Origin of the sequence: Herbaspirillum sp. DW155, assembly GCF_037076565.1 — a bacterium.
In the GTDB taxonomy this organism is placed as follows: Bacteria; Pseudomonadota; Gammaproteobacteria; order Burkholderiales; family Burkholderiaceae_D; genus Herbaspirillum.
The window spans coordinates 2435815-2449423 of the sequence record NZ_AP029028.1; the positions used below are offsets into that span (position 1 = coordinate 2435815).

Sequence of the window (13609 nt, forward strand, 5' to 3'; positions counted from 1 at the left end):
ACTCCCTTAGCTTGAGAACGAGAATTTCCGTGAACCTTTTGCACTCACGGTGCTGTTCGGTAAAGGAGTCTGGCTTGCCGCTGCACTCGCCCCACCCGGAAACGCATGCGTTCCCCCCTTCACCGAAAACGTCCCCGGACAAGCAAACGTAATATTCCCGCCCTCCAGCGTCACCGAAGCCTGCCCCGCCTGCAGCACGATCTTCTGGCGCGCTTTGATCTCGATGCCTTCATTGACGCTGATCACGCTCACATCCTTGTCGGCCAGGATCTCCAGCGCATCGGTATGCGCCTGCAACGAGACCGGTCCGTTGCCCGCATAAGCCTGGATACCGCCCTCATGCGCAAACAGAGTGGCCGTCTTGCCAGCGGCCAGACTGGTGGTGTCGGCAGCGGTCCAGTGGGTATCGCCCTGGCTGGTCCAGTGCAGATTCTCGCCGGCATAGAGCACCGTGGAGGCAGTGCAGGCCCAGTTGATGTTGGCAGGGGATTCCATCAGCACCGCCGCCTTGGCGAACTTCTCGACCGGCTGCGCGCTGTCGCTCTCGCGGGATCCCTCTTTGCTCTTGAATGCATCCTGACCATTGACGCTACCCGGATGCTTGCCCTGGTCAGCCGGGTCGATGATGGAGATGAAATCGGTCTTGGCCTGCAAGGCAGCCATACTATGCAGCGCCTGTTGCTTTGCGGCAGCGTCGCCCATCGTTCGGGCCAGTTGCTGCGCTCCCTTGAGTTGGGCGACGGCTTCATGAGCATCCATTTGCGTGCTGGTCACGCTTGCCCCGGCAGCGGGACGCGCCGTCGAGGAAATCAGCAAGCCCTCCGCACCGCGTACCACGCCCCAGGCATCGCTGCGCAATTCAAAGCCCTGGCCGCGATAGCTGCCGCGCTGGGCGCCGGTGTCGGCCTGTTCGATCAGATGGCCGAGACTGAGCTGGGATCTGGCCTGGCTGGAGGCCAGCCGCATGCGTAGTTGCGATTGCGTGTCGTCCACCACCCATTGATTGAAACCGCTGCCATCATGCGCCGTGCTGTGCCATCCCGAGATCGTGCCGGCGTGGTTGGCTGCGGAATCAGCACCGGCCGGGAAAGGCGGCACATCGCTGCCGTTGTAGAGCTGCGCGACGACGACAGGCCGGTCGATATCGCCCTCGATGAAATCAATCAGCACCTCGCTGCCAATGCGCGGCGTGAACTGGCTGCCCCAGTTGGGGCCGGACTGGGCTTCGGCCACCCGTACCCATGTGCCGGAGGCGTCGTTGCCGGGCGCGTTGCCGTCTTTGTCATCGAGGTTGCCGGTCTCGCGCAGGCCGCCAGGATTCGGCGCCTGGCCGCGCTGCCAGTGGAACTGCACCTTGACGCGATGATTGCGGTCCGTGGTGATGGCAGCGTCCGGCAGGCCGGTGACCAATGCGGTCTGCGTGCCGCGTGCAGTGGGCTTGAGACGCTCCGTGATCGCAGCCGGAACGATGGGAACCACATCGCGCACGGCCACGAAGCTGTTGCGGTAGGTGCCGGCTTTGAGCTCATCGTCTGAGCTGGCACGCGGCGATGGTGAGCCGGCCCAGCCCTGGCCGAACGACGCGGGCAATACCTCGTCAAGGATCCGGACGATGTTGCTCTCGAAATTATTGCGGGCACTATGGCTGACCGAAAGCAGCTTGAAACGGTTCTCTCCCTCGGGATAGCGCTCATGCTGGGTGAGCGCGAACTGAGCACCGGCACTGAACTGACGCACCGCACCCGCACCTTCGAAGCGCTTGTTCTGCAATTCCATGGCCTGCAGCATCAGCAGGGCATGCTCCGATGCCACCTGCTGGTCGGCAAAGTCCTGCTGGCCGCTGCCGTCGTAGATCGGCAGGGCAGGGAGCTCGCCGGCATCCAGGCTGGAGCGCTCTTCGGCCGAAGGTGAAGAAATCTTCTCAGGATGCCAGCTGGCCAGGGCCACCGCGTTGGAACGCACGCTGCGCACGGCGCTGAAGTCGGTGATGGCATCACTGGACTCGGTGGCTGCGACACGGTGAAAGCGAACGCGCGTATCGCCACCCGGCAGGTCCGGCGCCTTGGCGTTACGGTCGAAGATGACCAGTTTGTGTCGCGCCTGTTGCTGGCCGGAGGCTTGGCCATCGTCACCATCCTGCTGATGTTCGAAGCGGAAGTTGAGGCCTTCGCTGGCCAGGATGCGGCGCAGGAAGGCGAAATCGCTCTCGCGGTATTGCGTGCAGATATCGCGCCGGGCGAGCGTCTGTGTCACGTCCAGCGAGAAATTGGCTTGTGGGTATTCCTTCAGGACTGCGCTGGCGATGTCGGTGATGCTCATGTCCTGGAACAGGAAGCTGTCGCGGCGCCGGTCGAGGAAGGCCAGGAAGGATTCCAGCCGCAGCCGGTAGCGTGCCAGGCCGCCATCGGCACCCAGCCAGGAAGCCTGGGTGCAGTAGCCGTGCCAGGCGCGCCGGCTGCCATCGGCCTGCAGCAGCCGCAGGGTCAGCTCGGTGCCGATGAATTGCTTGAGATCGAGATCGGTGGAGACGGACAGCGCATCGATGTCGAACAGGAAGTTGTCATTGACGCTTTCCTTGCCGTGGAAGCGTTCCACCACCAGCGATTCAGGGAGATCGGCAGCCTGGACGCTGCTCAGGGTGATCAGGCGCGCATGTTGCGACAGGCCTGGACCGGACAGCGCAGAAAGGAATGCGGCGGGGAGATTCGAAGCGGGAAACGAGCGCGGCGCAGCCAGAGCGGTGCGCTGCCTGCGGGGCGTTGGTGCATCTTGGGTCACGGGATAGCCTCATCTTGATGGTCCGCCATTCGCGCTCTGCGGCGAATGCACGTGTGTTGGTCTTCAACACCACGCCGGCATCAAGTTGTCCCCGTGCTACCCCTGTCATCGACTGCTGCATGGCGACGGCTTCAGATAAAGAGTCCGTCCGTTTTTTGTGCCGTGCATTTTGCCAACCCAGGCTTTCTACCTCCATCGAATTAATTCGTTAATTCACTACTGAAATAGGGCTGCGCAGCCGAAAGCTTCATGCCGCGTTGCCACAGCATGAAGTTCCGATCCGATTTCCCGCTTATTGGAAGGTACTGGCCATCTTCGCCGGCAGCGGCACATTGAGCCACTTCTGCACGATGGCATTGAGTTCGCCGCTCTTCTTGGCGGCCGTCAATACGTCGTTGACCTTGCCCAGCAAGGCCGCCTCGCCCTTGTTCAGCCCGACGCTGCAGGCGGACTCCTGGATGATGTACTTGAGCACCGGCTTGTTGTTGGGCGCCTTCTCGGCCAGGGCATAGGCCACGAAGTCACCGGTGCCGACCAGCTGGACCTGGCCGGAGACATAGGCTGAGATCATGGCGTTGTTATCCTCGTAGCGCTTGATGGTGGCGCTCTTGGGGGCGGTGTCGGTCAGTTGCAGATCCTGGAAGGTGCCGCGCGCCACGCCCACGGTCTTGCCGGCCAGGTCGGCCGGACCGGCCACTGCGATGCTCGCCACGCCGAATACGCTGTTGTTGTAGGGCGCATAGGGCTGGGAAAAATCGATCACCTTTTCACGCTCGGCATTCTTGCCCAGGGTGGAGATGACCAGATCGGCCTTGTGCGTCTGCAGGTAGGCGATGCGGTTGGCGCTGGCCACCGGGACCAGTTGCACTTTCAGGCCCATCTTTTGAGCGATCAGCTTTGCCACGTCAATGTCCAGGCCCTGCAATTGCAGGTCGGTATTGACCGAGCCGAACGGTGCAAAATCCTGCGGTACGCCGATGCGGACCACGCCGGCTTTCTGGATGTCGGCCAGGGCATCGGCACGGGCCGCAGTACCGGACAGCGCGCACAGGCCGAGCGCAAGCGAGAGGGTCAGCAGGCGGTTCTTGGGTGTCATCTTCGTTGTCTCCTCGTATCGATATGGGCGCGGCCGATGATACCCCTTATCGGGCCGGGATTGAGCCCGGCAGCGGCAGCACGCAGTCTTCGGCCGCCAGGAAGATGCGCTGGCCCGGCTGGGCCTGGACAGGGTAGCCGCCCGTAAAGGCGCCGAAAGCCGGCAGCATGGCCCAGCGGCCATCGACCACGAAGCAGGGCAGGCGCAGGGTATCGCCTGCGGCGGACAGGCGATAGACGGGATGCACATGGCCGACGAGGGCAAAGGCGCCCGCCACCGTCTGCGGATGATGGCAAAAGGCCAGCGGGCCTGCGCGCCAGGGTTCATCGACAATCTCGATATCAAGTTCGGCAGGAGGATCGCCGGCATGGTGGTCATGATTGCCGCGTACCAGTGTGAGGGCAAGCGCCCGGTTGCGGGCGCGCCATTGCGCCAGGGCCGATAGGGTGCCCGCCACCCGGCCTGTGCGTGCGTGCAGGAAATCGCCGAGGAAAACGATGTGACCTACCGCATGCTGCTGAACCAGCGCATCGATGGCGTCCAGATTGGCGCGCGTGGTTCCGTGCGGGACCGGGATGCCACCGGCACGAAAGGCGGCCGCCTTGCCGAAATGCACGTCCGCCAGGATCAGCATGGCCCGCTCGCGCCACAGCAGGGCGCGTTCCGGCAGCATGGTCAGGGATACGCCATCGGCGTCGAAGCTAGGGTGTTCCATCATCCGGTTTTCCTGGGGCGGGGTGTGCGCCGCACGACAGGCCTGGGCTGATCACGGGCGGCGGTCTTGTCGGCGGCGCCTTCCAGTTCGCGCAGCATGCGGGCCACGCGGTCCGCCAGTTTCTCGGTGGAGAGTTTCTCACGGAAGCGTTCCACCATCAGCGGCAAGGCGAACGGGGTGGGGCGCTCCAGTTGTACCAGCGTCAGCTTGCGCGCGCGCAGCTCGGCCAGGGTGAGGCGCAGGCGTTCCAGTTCCAGCTCCTGCTCCAGCACTTCGCGCTGGGCTTGCGTCAGCAGCAGGTTGCCGGCGTCGTGCTTGCGGAAGACTTCGAAGAACAGCGCCGAGGAGGCCTGCAGCTGGCGCGCGCTTTTGTGCTGGCCCGGATAGCCCTGGCTGACCAGCCCGGCAATGCGGGCGATCTCGCGGAAGCGCCGCTGCGACAGCTCGGTGGCGTTCAGGCTGGAGAGCACGTCATCCAGCAGATGGTCTTCGCTGAAGAGCGCTTGTGCCTGTTCCGGAGCCAGCCGGGCCATCTCCACTTCATCGGCGGCCAGCAGTTCAAAACCGTAGTCGTTGACGGCAATGGAGAACGTCGCCGCCCGCGTGCGGGCCAGGCGCCAGGCCAATAGCGAGGCCAGACCCATGTGTACCAGGCGGCCGGCAAAGGGATAGAAGAACAGGTGATGGCCCTCGCGGCTCTTGAGGGCTTCGACCACCAGCCGAGCTCCGGTAGGCAGTGCCGACCAGGCGTGCTGCAGCGCCAGCAGCGGCTGCACGGCCTGCATTTCAGGTCCGTCGAAGTGCTGCTGCTCGGCTTGTTGCAGACGGTCCAATACTGCGTGTGCCAGGGTCGACGACAAGGGCATACGGCCGCCTTGCCAGCGCGGCACGGCGCCACTGCCGGCGTTACTGCGGCGTACCCAGGCCGTCATCTCGTGCACCCGGACGAACTCCAGCACCCGGCCGCCGAAGAGGAAACGGTCACCCGGACGCAGGCGCGCAATGAAGCCTTCTTCAATGGTGCCGATCCGCCCGCCCTTCATGTATTGCACGTGCAGGCTGGCGTCGGCCACGATGGTGCCGATGTTCATGCGATGCCGGCGCGCGATGGCCGGGACTTCCACGCGGTAGATGCCATCCTCGCCCGCGCGGACACGGTGGTATTCGGGATAGGCGGTCAGGCTCTGGCCGCCGCGCACCACGAAATCCAGCGCCCATTGCCACTGGTCCTCGCGCAAGTCCCGGTAGGACCAGGCCTGGCGCACCTCCTCCAGCAAGCTGTCGGCCCGGAAGCCGCCGCCCAGGGCGATGGTCACCAGATGCTGGACCAGCACGTCCAGCGGCGTTTCCGGCACCGGCCGCTGTTCGACGCGGCCGGCCGCTACCGCATCCTGGGCAGCGATGGCTTCCACCAGTTCCAGGCTGTTGGTCGGCACCAGCGTGGCGCACGAGCTGCGCCCCGGTGAGTGGCCGGATCGCCCGGCGCGCTGCAGCAGCCGGGCCACGCCGCGCGGGCTGCCGATCTGCAGCACCCGCTCCACGGGCGTGAAATCCACGCCGAGATCGAGGCTTGAGGTACAGACCACCGCCTTGAGACGCCCATCGCGCAGGCCTTGCTCCACCCAGTCGCGGACCTCGCGGTCCAGCGAGCCGTGATGCAGGGCGATGAGGCCGGCCCAGTCGGGTCGCGCATCCAACAGATTCTGGTACCAAAGTTCAGCCTGGGAGCGTGTATTGGTGAAGACCAGAGTACTGCCGCTGGCCTCGATTTCCTGCACCACGGCCGGCAGCATCTGCATGCCCAGGTGCCCGGCCCAGGCAAAGCGGGCGGGCTGGGGCGGCAACAGGGTATCGATGACGATGCGCTTGCGCTGTTCGCCTCGCACCAGCACGCCTTGCGCGGCGGCACCGGGGCCCAGCAGAGCCTGCAGGGATTGTTCCAGATTGCCCAGCGTGGCGGAGAGACCCCATACGACCATCCCGGGGCGCCAGCGGCGCAGCCGCGCCAGGGCCAGTTGCACCTGCACGCCGCGCTTGTTGCCCATCAGTTCGTGCCATTCATCGACGATTACCGCGTCGAGACGGCCAAAGCGTTGTTGGGCATCGGCCTGCGAGAGCAGCAGCGACAGGCTTTCCGGGGTTGTCACCAGCGCCTGGGGCAGGGATTTCATCTGGCGCGCGCGTTCGCCCGAGGCGGTGTCGCCGGTCCGCATGCCGGCCTGCCAGTGCGGCAGCAGATCGGCCAGCGGCGCTTGCAGGGCGCGCAGGGTGTCGGCGGCCAGCGCGCGCATCGGGGTGATCCACAACACCCGCAGGCCGCTTGCGCTGGCCGGCAGTGCAGGCTGACCCAGCCTCGGCTCGGCGTGCAGCAGGGCGCCGAACCAGACGGCATAGGTCTTGCCCGACCCGGTGCCCGAATGCAGCAGGCCGCTCTTGCCCTGGCTGGCGGCCTGCCAGACTGCGCGCTGGAAGTCGAAGACCTCCCAGCCGCGCCGGGTGAACCATTGTCCGGTCATCGTCAGCGCGGCTTTTCCGTCTGGGCCGGGTTTATTCGTCTTGCGTGGCACGGTGCAGTTCTTTCTGATCGTCCTGCTGCAGGCTGGGCGATGGTCCCAGCAGTGCGCGCAGGCTGGCCAGGGTATCGGCCTGTTCGACGGTCTTGTCCAGGCGCTGGCGCAAGATGCGCGGGAAACGCACTGCAATCCCGGCCTTGTGGCGCGAAGACAGGGCGATCCCTTCAAAGCCGATCTCGAAGACCATGCTGGGCCTGACGCTGCGCACCGGGCCGAATTTCTCGATGGTGGTCTTGCGGATGGTCTGGTCCACCACGGCAATCTCCGCATCGGTGAGGCCGGAATAGGCCTTGGCGAAGGGCACCAGCTTGCGTTCGCCCTGTTCGTCAGGGGCATCCCAGAGCGCGAAGGTGTAGTCGGTATAGAGCGAGGCGCGCCGCCCGTGGCCGGCCTGGGCATAGATCAGCACGGCATCGATGCAATAGGGGTCGACCTTCCACTTCCACCAGGTACCGACGTTGCGGGTGCGGCCTATGCCGTAGTGGGCGTCGCGCTGCTTCAACATCATGCCTTCCACGCCGCGCTCGCGCGAGGTGGTGCGCAACTGCGCCAGCGCATCCCAGTCGGCGGCTGCAATTTGTGGGGCCAGCATCAGGGCTGGTGCCGCATGATCTTGGACCATCGCTGCCAGCCGGGTGCGCCGCTCGTGCTGGGGCAGGCTGCGCAGGTCCTGGCCCTCCTGTTCCAGCAGGTCGTAGGCGATCAGGCCTGCTGGCAGTTCTGCCAGCAGGCGCGCGTTCAGGTTCTTGCGGCCGATGCGCTTTTGCAGCTCGGCGAAGGGTGCTACGCGATCGGCTTGCGAGCCGGAATCGGGCAGGCGGATCACGATCTCGCCATCGATGACGGTGCCATCGGGCAGAGCCAGCGCGGCCAGTTCCGGAAAGCGATCGGTGATCAGTTCTTCGCCGCGCGACCACAGCCAGTTGCTGCCGTGGCGCCGCACCAGCTGGGCGCGGATGCCGTCGTATTTCCATTCCACTTGCCAGTCCGTGAGCGGGCCAAGGGTGTCCGGCGGCTCCAGCAGGGGATGCGCCAGGAAGAAGGGGTAGGGCTGGCCGCCCTGCAATTGTGCATCCTGGCCTTCGGCCGGGGCGATCAGTTGTGCATAGCGCAAGGCATCGGGCCGGGCGCGGCCGTCGGTCCAGCCAACCATGCGCTGGGCTACCAGTTTGGGATCGAGCTGGGCGACGCTTGCCAGCGCACGCGTGACCAGGAGACGTGAGACCCCCACGCGAAAGCCGCCGCCGATCAGTTTGGAGAGCAGGAAGCGCCCTTGCCAGTCCAGTTCATCCCAGGCCGCGAAGAGCGCCGTGCGGATCAGTGTCGGATCGGCCCCCCGCAACGGGGCGATGCGTTCTTCCATCCAGCGTGCCAGGCCCAGGTCGTTGCTGGCCTTCGGCGGGGGCAACACGTGAGCGATGGTTTCGGCCAGGTCACCCACGCTGTGATAGCACTCCTCGAACAGCCATTCATCGATCTGCGCATAGTCCATCGCACATTGCTTGAGCAAGCCGGTAGGGACCGCCTGGCGCGGCTTGCCCCCGGCCAGGAAATAGACCGCCCAGGCAGCATCGGCGGCCTCGGCACGGCCGAAGTAATCCTGCAGGGCCGCCAGCTTGCGGGTGGTGGAGGTGGTGGCGTCCAGTTCGGTGTAGAGCCGGGAAAATTCACGCATGGCGGCCGTCCTCCTCCATGACTGCGGTAGCCGGGGCCGGGACCGGGCCGTCCTCCGTCTCCTCATCGCCATACTCGGTCGCGAAGGCCCCTGCATCCAGCCCGTTCTGCCGCAGCCAGCGCACCATCGTGGCGACTTGCCCGTGGGTCACGATGATGCGCTCGGCCCCGGTGGCGCTGATCGCTTCCTGCAGCGCCGGCCAGTCCGCGTGATCGGACAGCACGAACCCACGGTCCACCCCGCGCCGCCGGCGCGTGCCGCGCAGGCGCATCCAGCCGCTGGCGAAGGCATCGCTGTAGTCGCCAAAGCGGCGTATCCAGGGCGAGCCTGCAGCGGAGGGCGGCGCAATGATCAGACTGCCGGCATAGGCAGCGGCCTTGCCGCGCCTGCCGGCCTCGGCTTCGCCCACGGTGAGGGTATCCGGCAAGGCGACACCGGCCTCACGATAGAGACGATTGAGCGGCTCCACCGCACCATGGCAGACGATGGGGCCGATACTGGCGTCGATACCATGCAAGATCCGCTGGGCCTTGCCGAAGCAATAGCAGAACAGTACGCTGGCGCGGCCTTCGGCGGCGTTGCCGCGCCACCACTGGTTGATCTCCTCGAAGATGTCCTGCTGCGGCTGCCAGCGGTAGATCGGCATGCCAAAGGTGGATTCGGTAATGAAGGCATGGCAGCGTACCGGTTCGAAAGGGGCACAGGTGCCATCGGGTTCCAGCTTGTAATCGCCGGAGGCCACCCAGATGCGACCCGCATGCTCCATGCGCAGTTGCGCCGAGCCCAGGACATGGCCGGCCGGATGCAGCGACAATTGCACGCCGTTGTGGCTGATCCCTTCACCATAGGGCAGCGCTTGCAGATTGATCCCGGCGCCGAGCCGGGCACGCAGGATGCCTGCGCCTGGCGCGGCGGCCAGATAGTGCGCATGGCCCATGCGGGCGTGGTCGGCGTGGGCGTGGGTGATCACTGCGCGCGCTACCGGGCGCCAGGGGTCGATGTAGAAATCACCGGGGACGCAATACAGGCCTTCCTTGCGTACCACCACCATGTCTTCCATGCGTGTGTCGTCCTTGCTCTGCTTTGAAAAATCGTGCGGCTCTCTTGTGCCGTCTCTGAAGGTTTTTGTCCATGCCCGCAGGGCTTTTGTAGCGGCTTTGCAGCGCGTTATATGAAACTTTCGGCAAAGTTGCCCTGGTGCCGTCCCGTCAGCTTAACGGCAGGTCCGACGCCCGGCTGTCGGCGCCGGTCTTGCGTTTCTGTCAGCAAGCAGGAAATCACCAGCCGAGAAAACTTGTGTCGCCTTTGCATTGCCGCATCGCACAACAGCCATTATTTGGGTATGCTTGTCGCCAACTCAAATTGGCACCGCGCCAAGTATCGAACTACAAAGAATCACTCAAATCCTCATGTCTCACTACGTCGATCCTCAGGTTTTCCGTGCATTGCAGGACTCCGAAGTCTTGCCCGCCCCCTCAGGTGTGCGTCTGAAAATCATGCAGATGTGCCAGCAGGAAGACATTGCCCTGCCTGAACTGGTAGCGCAGGTCCAGGGCGATCCGGTGCTGGCTGGCCGTCTGATCCAGATCGCCAACATCCCCAACATCAACAAGGGCCGCATGGTGGCGTCGGTCAATGTCGAGCTGCTGCTGATGGTGGGCTTGCACGCCGTGCGCCAGATGGCGCTGGCGATCTCGCTGACCGAATCTGCCCGGCGCGGGGATTGCAAGGAATTCGACTATGACCAGTTCTGGAGCCGGTCCACTGCCATGGCCTGTGCCGGCCAGGCCCTGGGCGACCTGTTGCAGATAGCGCCACCGGCCGAGATGTTCACCATCGGCCTGCTGGCCGATATCGGCCGCCTGGGCCTGGCCTCGGCGCGCCCGAAGCCTTATGGCGAACTGTTGGGCAGTGGTGTACAGGGGGCCGCTTTGCGCCAGGAAGAAAAGACGCTCTTCGGATTCAACCATCTGGAACTGGCGGCGGCGATGATGCAGGACTGGCTCTTCCCCAAGCTCTTCTGTGACAGCGTGCTGCACCATAGTGACGCCGACCACACCGGTATGGATGAGGAAGACCGCCAGCAACGCCTGATCCGCCTGCTGGAACTGGCCGCCTGTGTGGCCGATGTCTGCGTGGCCAGCGACACCGGGCGGGCCGCCTTGCTGCCGCGCCTGCTGGCCTTGGGTGAACGTTTCGGGTTGCCGGTTTCGAGTCTGGAATACCTGTGCGGCCGTGTCTCCTGGGACTGGAGCGACTGGGGCGCCTTGCTCAAGGTGCCTACCCGCGTATTGCGCGAAATCGGCCCGGAACTGGTCGCCGCCGCCGAGCAGCCGATTTGAGCCCTGTAAGAATCGTCAGATTTAGTCAGCAAAAATCGAAGTTTTTTGTTGCAGAGTTGTCAGACCCCGGTGTTACTATCCACCTCGCTCTGGAAGTGAAGCGCACCGGACCCGGCCCGCACTTCGCTTCCAGCTGCGTGCTAGGCGCGATGAACCCAGCCCGATTGATGTTCCTTCCGTAAAAGCCACGGCATTTACCGCAGCCACCAACGAGGACATATTCATCAAATAAGCCTTGCCAGCACTTCTCCAGTCCGGAATGCATGGCCAGTCTCTTTGCTAATGTGTCCTGGCATGCCAGTGGTGCGATTTCCCTTCGGTTCGCTCCGACCACATTGCTTTTCCGTCGCCTGCGACGTGCTCCGTCACGTCCGTAGCAGGCGGAGGTGTGTCATCGCGGCGGCGCGGAGAATGCCGTACCGATCAAAGAAAAAAACACAAGAAAGTGGGGTCTTTCATGAACACCAAAACCATCAAGCTGTCCTGCCTGAGCGCACTGCTGCTGGCTGCCAGTCATCCGGCCTTCGCGGCGCACCCGCTGGTGACGGACGACGCTGGCGTGCAGGGAGCCGGCGGCATCCAGCTCGAAATGAATACCGACTGGAGCAAGCAGAACGGCAACGCCGGTCATGTGGGTGCGTTGACGTTCACCTATGGGGTCACCGACAAGCTGGACCTGTTCTTCAACCTGCCGCAGACCTTCCAGTCCCCGACCGGAACGGGCGTGGGAGACGTCTCGGCCGGCGCCAAGTGGCGCTACTACGAGGCCGACGGCCTGGCGCTGGCGCTCAAGCCGGAGTTCTTCATGCCCAGCGGCGATGAAGACAAGGGCCTGGGCACGGGCAAGAGCAGCATGGCCCTGACCGGGATTGCCTCCTACGAAGCCGGTCCGTGGACCTTGCACGGCAACCTCGGCCTGCGCTACAGCCGCTTCAAGCTGGAGAGTGACCAGCAGGCCCAGCGCAAGACCCTGTGGCGCGCTTCGGCGGCCGTCTGGTATGGCTTGAACGAGCAATGGCGCCTGGTGGCCGATACCGGCGTGGCGCAGAATCCCGATGCCTCCAGCAAGAAGCTGCCGTCCTACGCGCTGGTAGGGGTGATCTGGTCGCCGAGCAAGACGGTGGATCTGGACGCCGGTGCCAAATTCGGCCTGAACAAGGCCGAGGTGACGCGCCAGTTAGGGGCAGGGGTCACCTTGCACTTCTGATCGGCCCGGCCGGCAGCGCACAAAGCTTCATCTCTGTGCGCTGCAACATGCAATGCGCTGGAAAGCCGCGCCAAATCTGCTATCTTCCACCTTGGCGCAAGGCCACGACTAAGGAGACGACATATGGATCTGGTGGAAAAATTCGATGCCAAGGGCAAGACCGGCGCACCTTATCACGTAGAGGTGTACCAGACGCAGCAGGATGAGGCCGATGAGGCTGCACAAGCCTTCACCCGCAGCTACAAGCTGGCCGACGGCCGCGCGCTGGATCCCCTGACCAACGAGAAATTCAGGATTGTCCAGACCGGCGAGAAAATCTACCGCGTCTGAGTCCAGCCTGGACCCGCAGCAGGCCGATCAAGCCGGCACCGCAAGGTGGCCGGCTTTTTTGCGCCTCCCCTGCCTGCACGAACCTTCATAAGCAGGTATAACCACCATCTGCATTGACGATGGCGCCGGTCATGAGACTGGCAGCATCCGAGGCCAGGAAGGCCACCACTTCGGCGATTTCCTCCGGCCGCCCCATGCGCCCCTGGGGTGTCATCGTCATCCAGCGCGCCATCTGCGTCTGTTCCTTTTCCAGTTCCTGCAGCAACGGTGTGACGATGTAGGTGGGCGCGACCGCATTGACGCGCACCCCGCGTGCCGCCCACTCCACGGCCAAAGAGCGGGTCAGGTGATGCACGGCCGCCTTGGACGCATTGTAGTGACATTGCGGCTGCGGCACGTTGACGATCATCCCCGACATCGACCCGATATTGACGATGCTTCCACGGCCGCGTTCCAGCATACGTCGGCCGAACGCGCGGCAGGTCTTGAAGACGCCGCCCAGATTCACGCCCAGCACCGTGTCCCATTCTTCATCGCTCATCTCTTCGGCCGGCGTATTGCGGACGATGCCTGCGTTGCAGACCAAGATGTCCAGGGGCGGCAGGCGCGCTGCCAGCGCATGGAGGGCAGCGCTGTCGGTGACATCCAGGGTGAAGGCCTGGGCCGATGCACCTAGCCGGAGCGCCGTGTTGCACGCCCTTTGCCCATCCAGGTCGGTGCAGATGACCCTTGCGCCCTGCCGTGAAAGGGCAGCGGCGCAGGCCGCGCCTATGCCCTGACCGGCACCGGTGACCAAGGCTAGCCTGTTCTGTAGATCGCTTGAAGCAGGGGATTGCATCTTGTCTCCTTTTTAATAACGGATTGTAGTTATACTATATATTGCGGTAGTGAAA

10 protein-coding genes are annotated in these 13609 nt (G+C 64.3%); 3 read left to right on the top strand and 7 right to left on the bottom strand.

The genetic code is table 11. The features are described from left to right. Positions 1-6: 6 nt before the first annotated feature. The 6 genes from AACH55_RS11195 to AACH55_RS11220 all read right to left on the bottom strand — a co-directional run bounded on the left by AACH55_RS11195 (position 7) and on the right by AACH55_RS11220 (position 9897). Positions 7-2778 (bottom strand): type VI secretion system Vgr family protein, encoded by a 2772-nt coding sequence (locus AACH55_RS11195; protein WP_338719643.1) that lies wholly within the window; start codon positions 2776-2778, stop codon positions 7-9. A 292-nt stretch (positions 2779-3070) separates the two neighbouring features. After that, on the bottom strand, positions 3071-3874 hold the full coding sequence (locus AACH55_RS11200) for a transporter substrate-binding domain-containing protein (protein ID WP_338719645.1): 804 nt from the start codon (positions 3872-3874) through the stop codon (positions 3071-3073). Between the two features lie 46 nt (positions 3875-3920). Continuing rightward, positions 3921-4592, bottom strand: a complete 672-nt coding sequence (pdeM, locus tag AACH55_RS11205) for a ligase-associated DNA damage response endonuclease PdeM (RefSeq protein ID WP_338719647.1) — start codon at positions 4590-4592, stop codon at positions 3921-3923. Beyond that, positions 4589-7105, bottom strand: coding sequence for a ligase-associated DNA damage response DEXH box helicase (locus tag AACH55_RS11210; protein WP_338719648.1), 2517 nt, complete (start codon positions 7103-7105; stop codon positions 4589-4591). Before AACH55_RS11210 ends, pdeM begins: the two co-directional genes overlap by 4 nt. Positions 7106-7136: 31 nt before the next feature. Beyond that, positions 7137-8837 carry an ATP-dependent DNA ligase gene (locus AACH55_RS11215; protein WP_338719650.1) on the bottom strand — a complete coding sequence of 567 codons (1701 nt, stop codon included), beginning with the start codon at positions 8835-8837 and terminating at the stop codon, positions 7137-7139. Next, a complete protein-coding gene (locus tag AACH55_RS11220) occupies positions 8830-9897 on the bottom strand; it encodes a ligase-associated DNA damage response exonuclease (protein ID WP_338719652.1) in 1068 nt (355 codons plus the stop codon). Before AACH55_RS11220 ends, AACH55_RS11215 begins: the two co-directional genes overlap by 8 nt. A 349-nt stretch (positions 9898-10246) precedes the next feature. Here AACH55_RS11220 and AACH55_RS11225 point away from each other — a divergent pair, with 349 nt between their 5' ends. The 3 genes from AACH55_RS11225 to AACH55_RS11235 all read left to right on the top strand — a co-directional run bounded on the left by AACH55_RS11225 (position 10247) and on the right by AACH55_RS11235 (position 12716). Continuing rightward, a complete protein-coding gene (locus AACH55_RS11225; RefSeq protein ID WP_338719654.1) occupies positions 10247-11179 on the top strand; it encodes an HDOD domain-containing protein in 933 nt (310 codons plus the stop codon). 457 nt (positions 11180-11636) lie between these two features. Then, positions 11637-12386 (top strand): transporter, encoded by a 750-nt coding sequence (locus AACH55_RS11230; protein WP_338719656.1) that lies wholly within the window; start codon positions 11637-11639, stop codon positions 12384-12386. A 123-nt stretch (positions 12387-12509) separates the two neighbouring features. After that, the gene (locus AACH55_RS11235; RefSeq protein ID WP_338719658.1) at positions 12510-12716 is read left to right on the top strand and encodes a hypothetical protein; all 207 of its coding nucleotides are present in this window, start codon (positions 12510-12512) and stop codon (positions 12714-12716) included. Positions 12717-12801: 85 nt separating this feature from the next. On the opposite strand, the gene AACH55_RS11240 is transcribed toward AACH55_RS11235, so the two are convergent. Then, entirely contained in the window at positions 12802-13554 is a 753-nt protein-coding gene (locus AACH55_RS11240) for an SDR family NAD(P)-dependent oxidoreductase (protein ID WP_338719660.1), read from the bottom strand. Positions 13555-13609 lie beyond the last annotated feature (55 nt).

Coding starts and splice junctions, on each gene's coding strand:
- AACH55_RS11215 (WP_338719650.1), bottom strand. CDS start 8,837: ATGCGTGAATTTTCCCGGCTCTACACCGAACTGGACGCCACCACCTCC.
- AACH55_RS11220 (WP_338719652.1), bottom strand. CDS start 9,897: ATGGAAGACATGGTGGTGGTACGCAAGGAAGGCCTGTATTGCGTCCCC.
- AACH55_RS11210 (WP_338719648.1), bottom strand. CDS start 7,105: ATGACCGGACAATGGTTCACCCGGCGCGGCTGGGAGGTCTTCGACTTC.
- AACH55_RS11230 (WP_338719656.1), top strand. CDS start 11,637: ATGAACACCAAAACCATCAAGCTGTCCTGCCTGAGCGCACTGCTGCTG.
- AACH55_RS11235 (WP_338719658.1), top strand. CDS start 12,510: ATGGATCTGGTGGAAAAATTCGATGCCAAGGGCAAGACCGGCGCACCT.
- AACH55_RS11240 (WP_338719660.1), bottom strand. CDS start 13,554: ATGCAATCCCCTGCTTCAAGCGATCTACAGAACAGGCTAGCCTTGGTC.
- AACH55_RS11200 (WP_338719645.1), bottom strand. CDS start 3,874: ATGACACCCAAGAACCGCCTGCTGACCCTCTCGCTTGCGCTCGGCCTG.
- pdeM (WP_338719647.1), bottom strand. CDS start 4,592: ATGATGGAACACCCTAGCTTCGACGCCGATGGCGTATCCCTGACCATG.
- AACH55_RS11225 (WP_338719654.1), top strand. CDS start 10,247: ATGTCTCACTACGTCGATCCTCAGGTTTTCCGTGCATTGCAGGACTCC.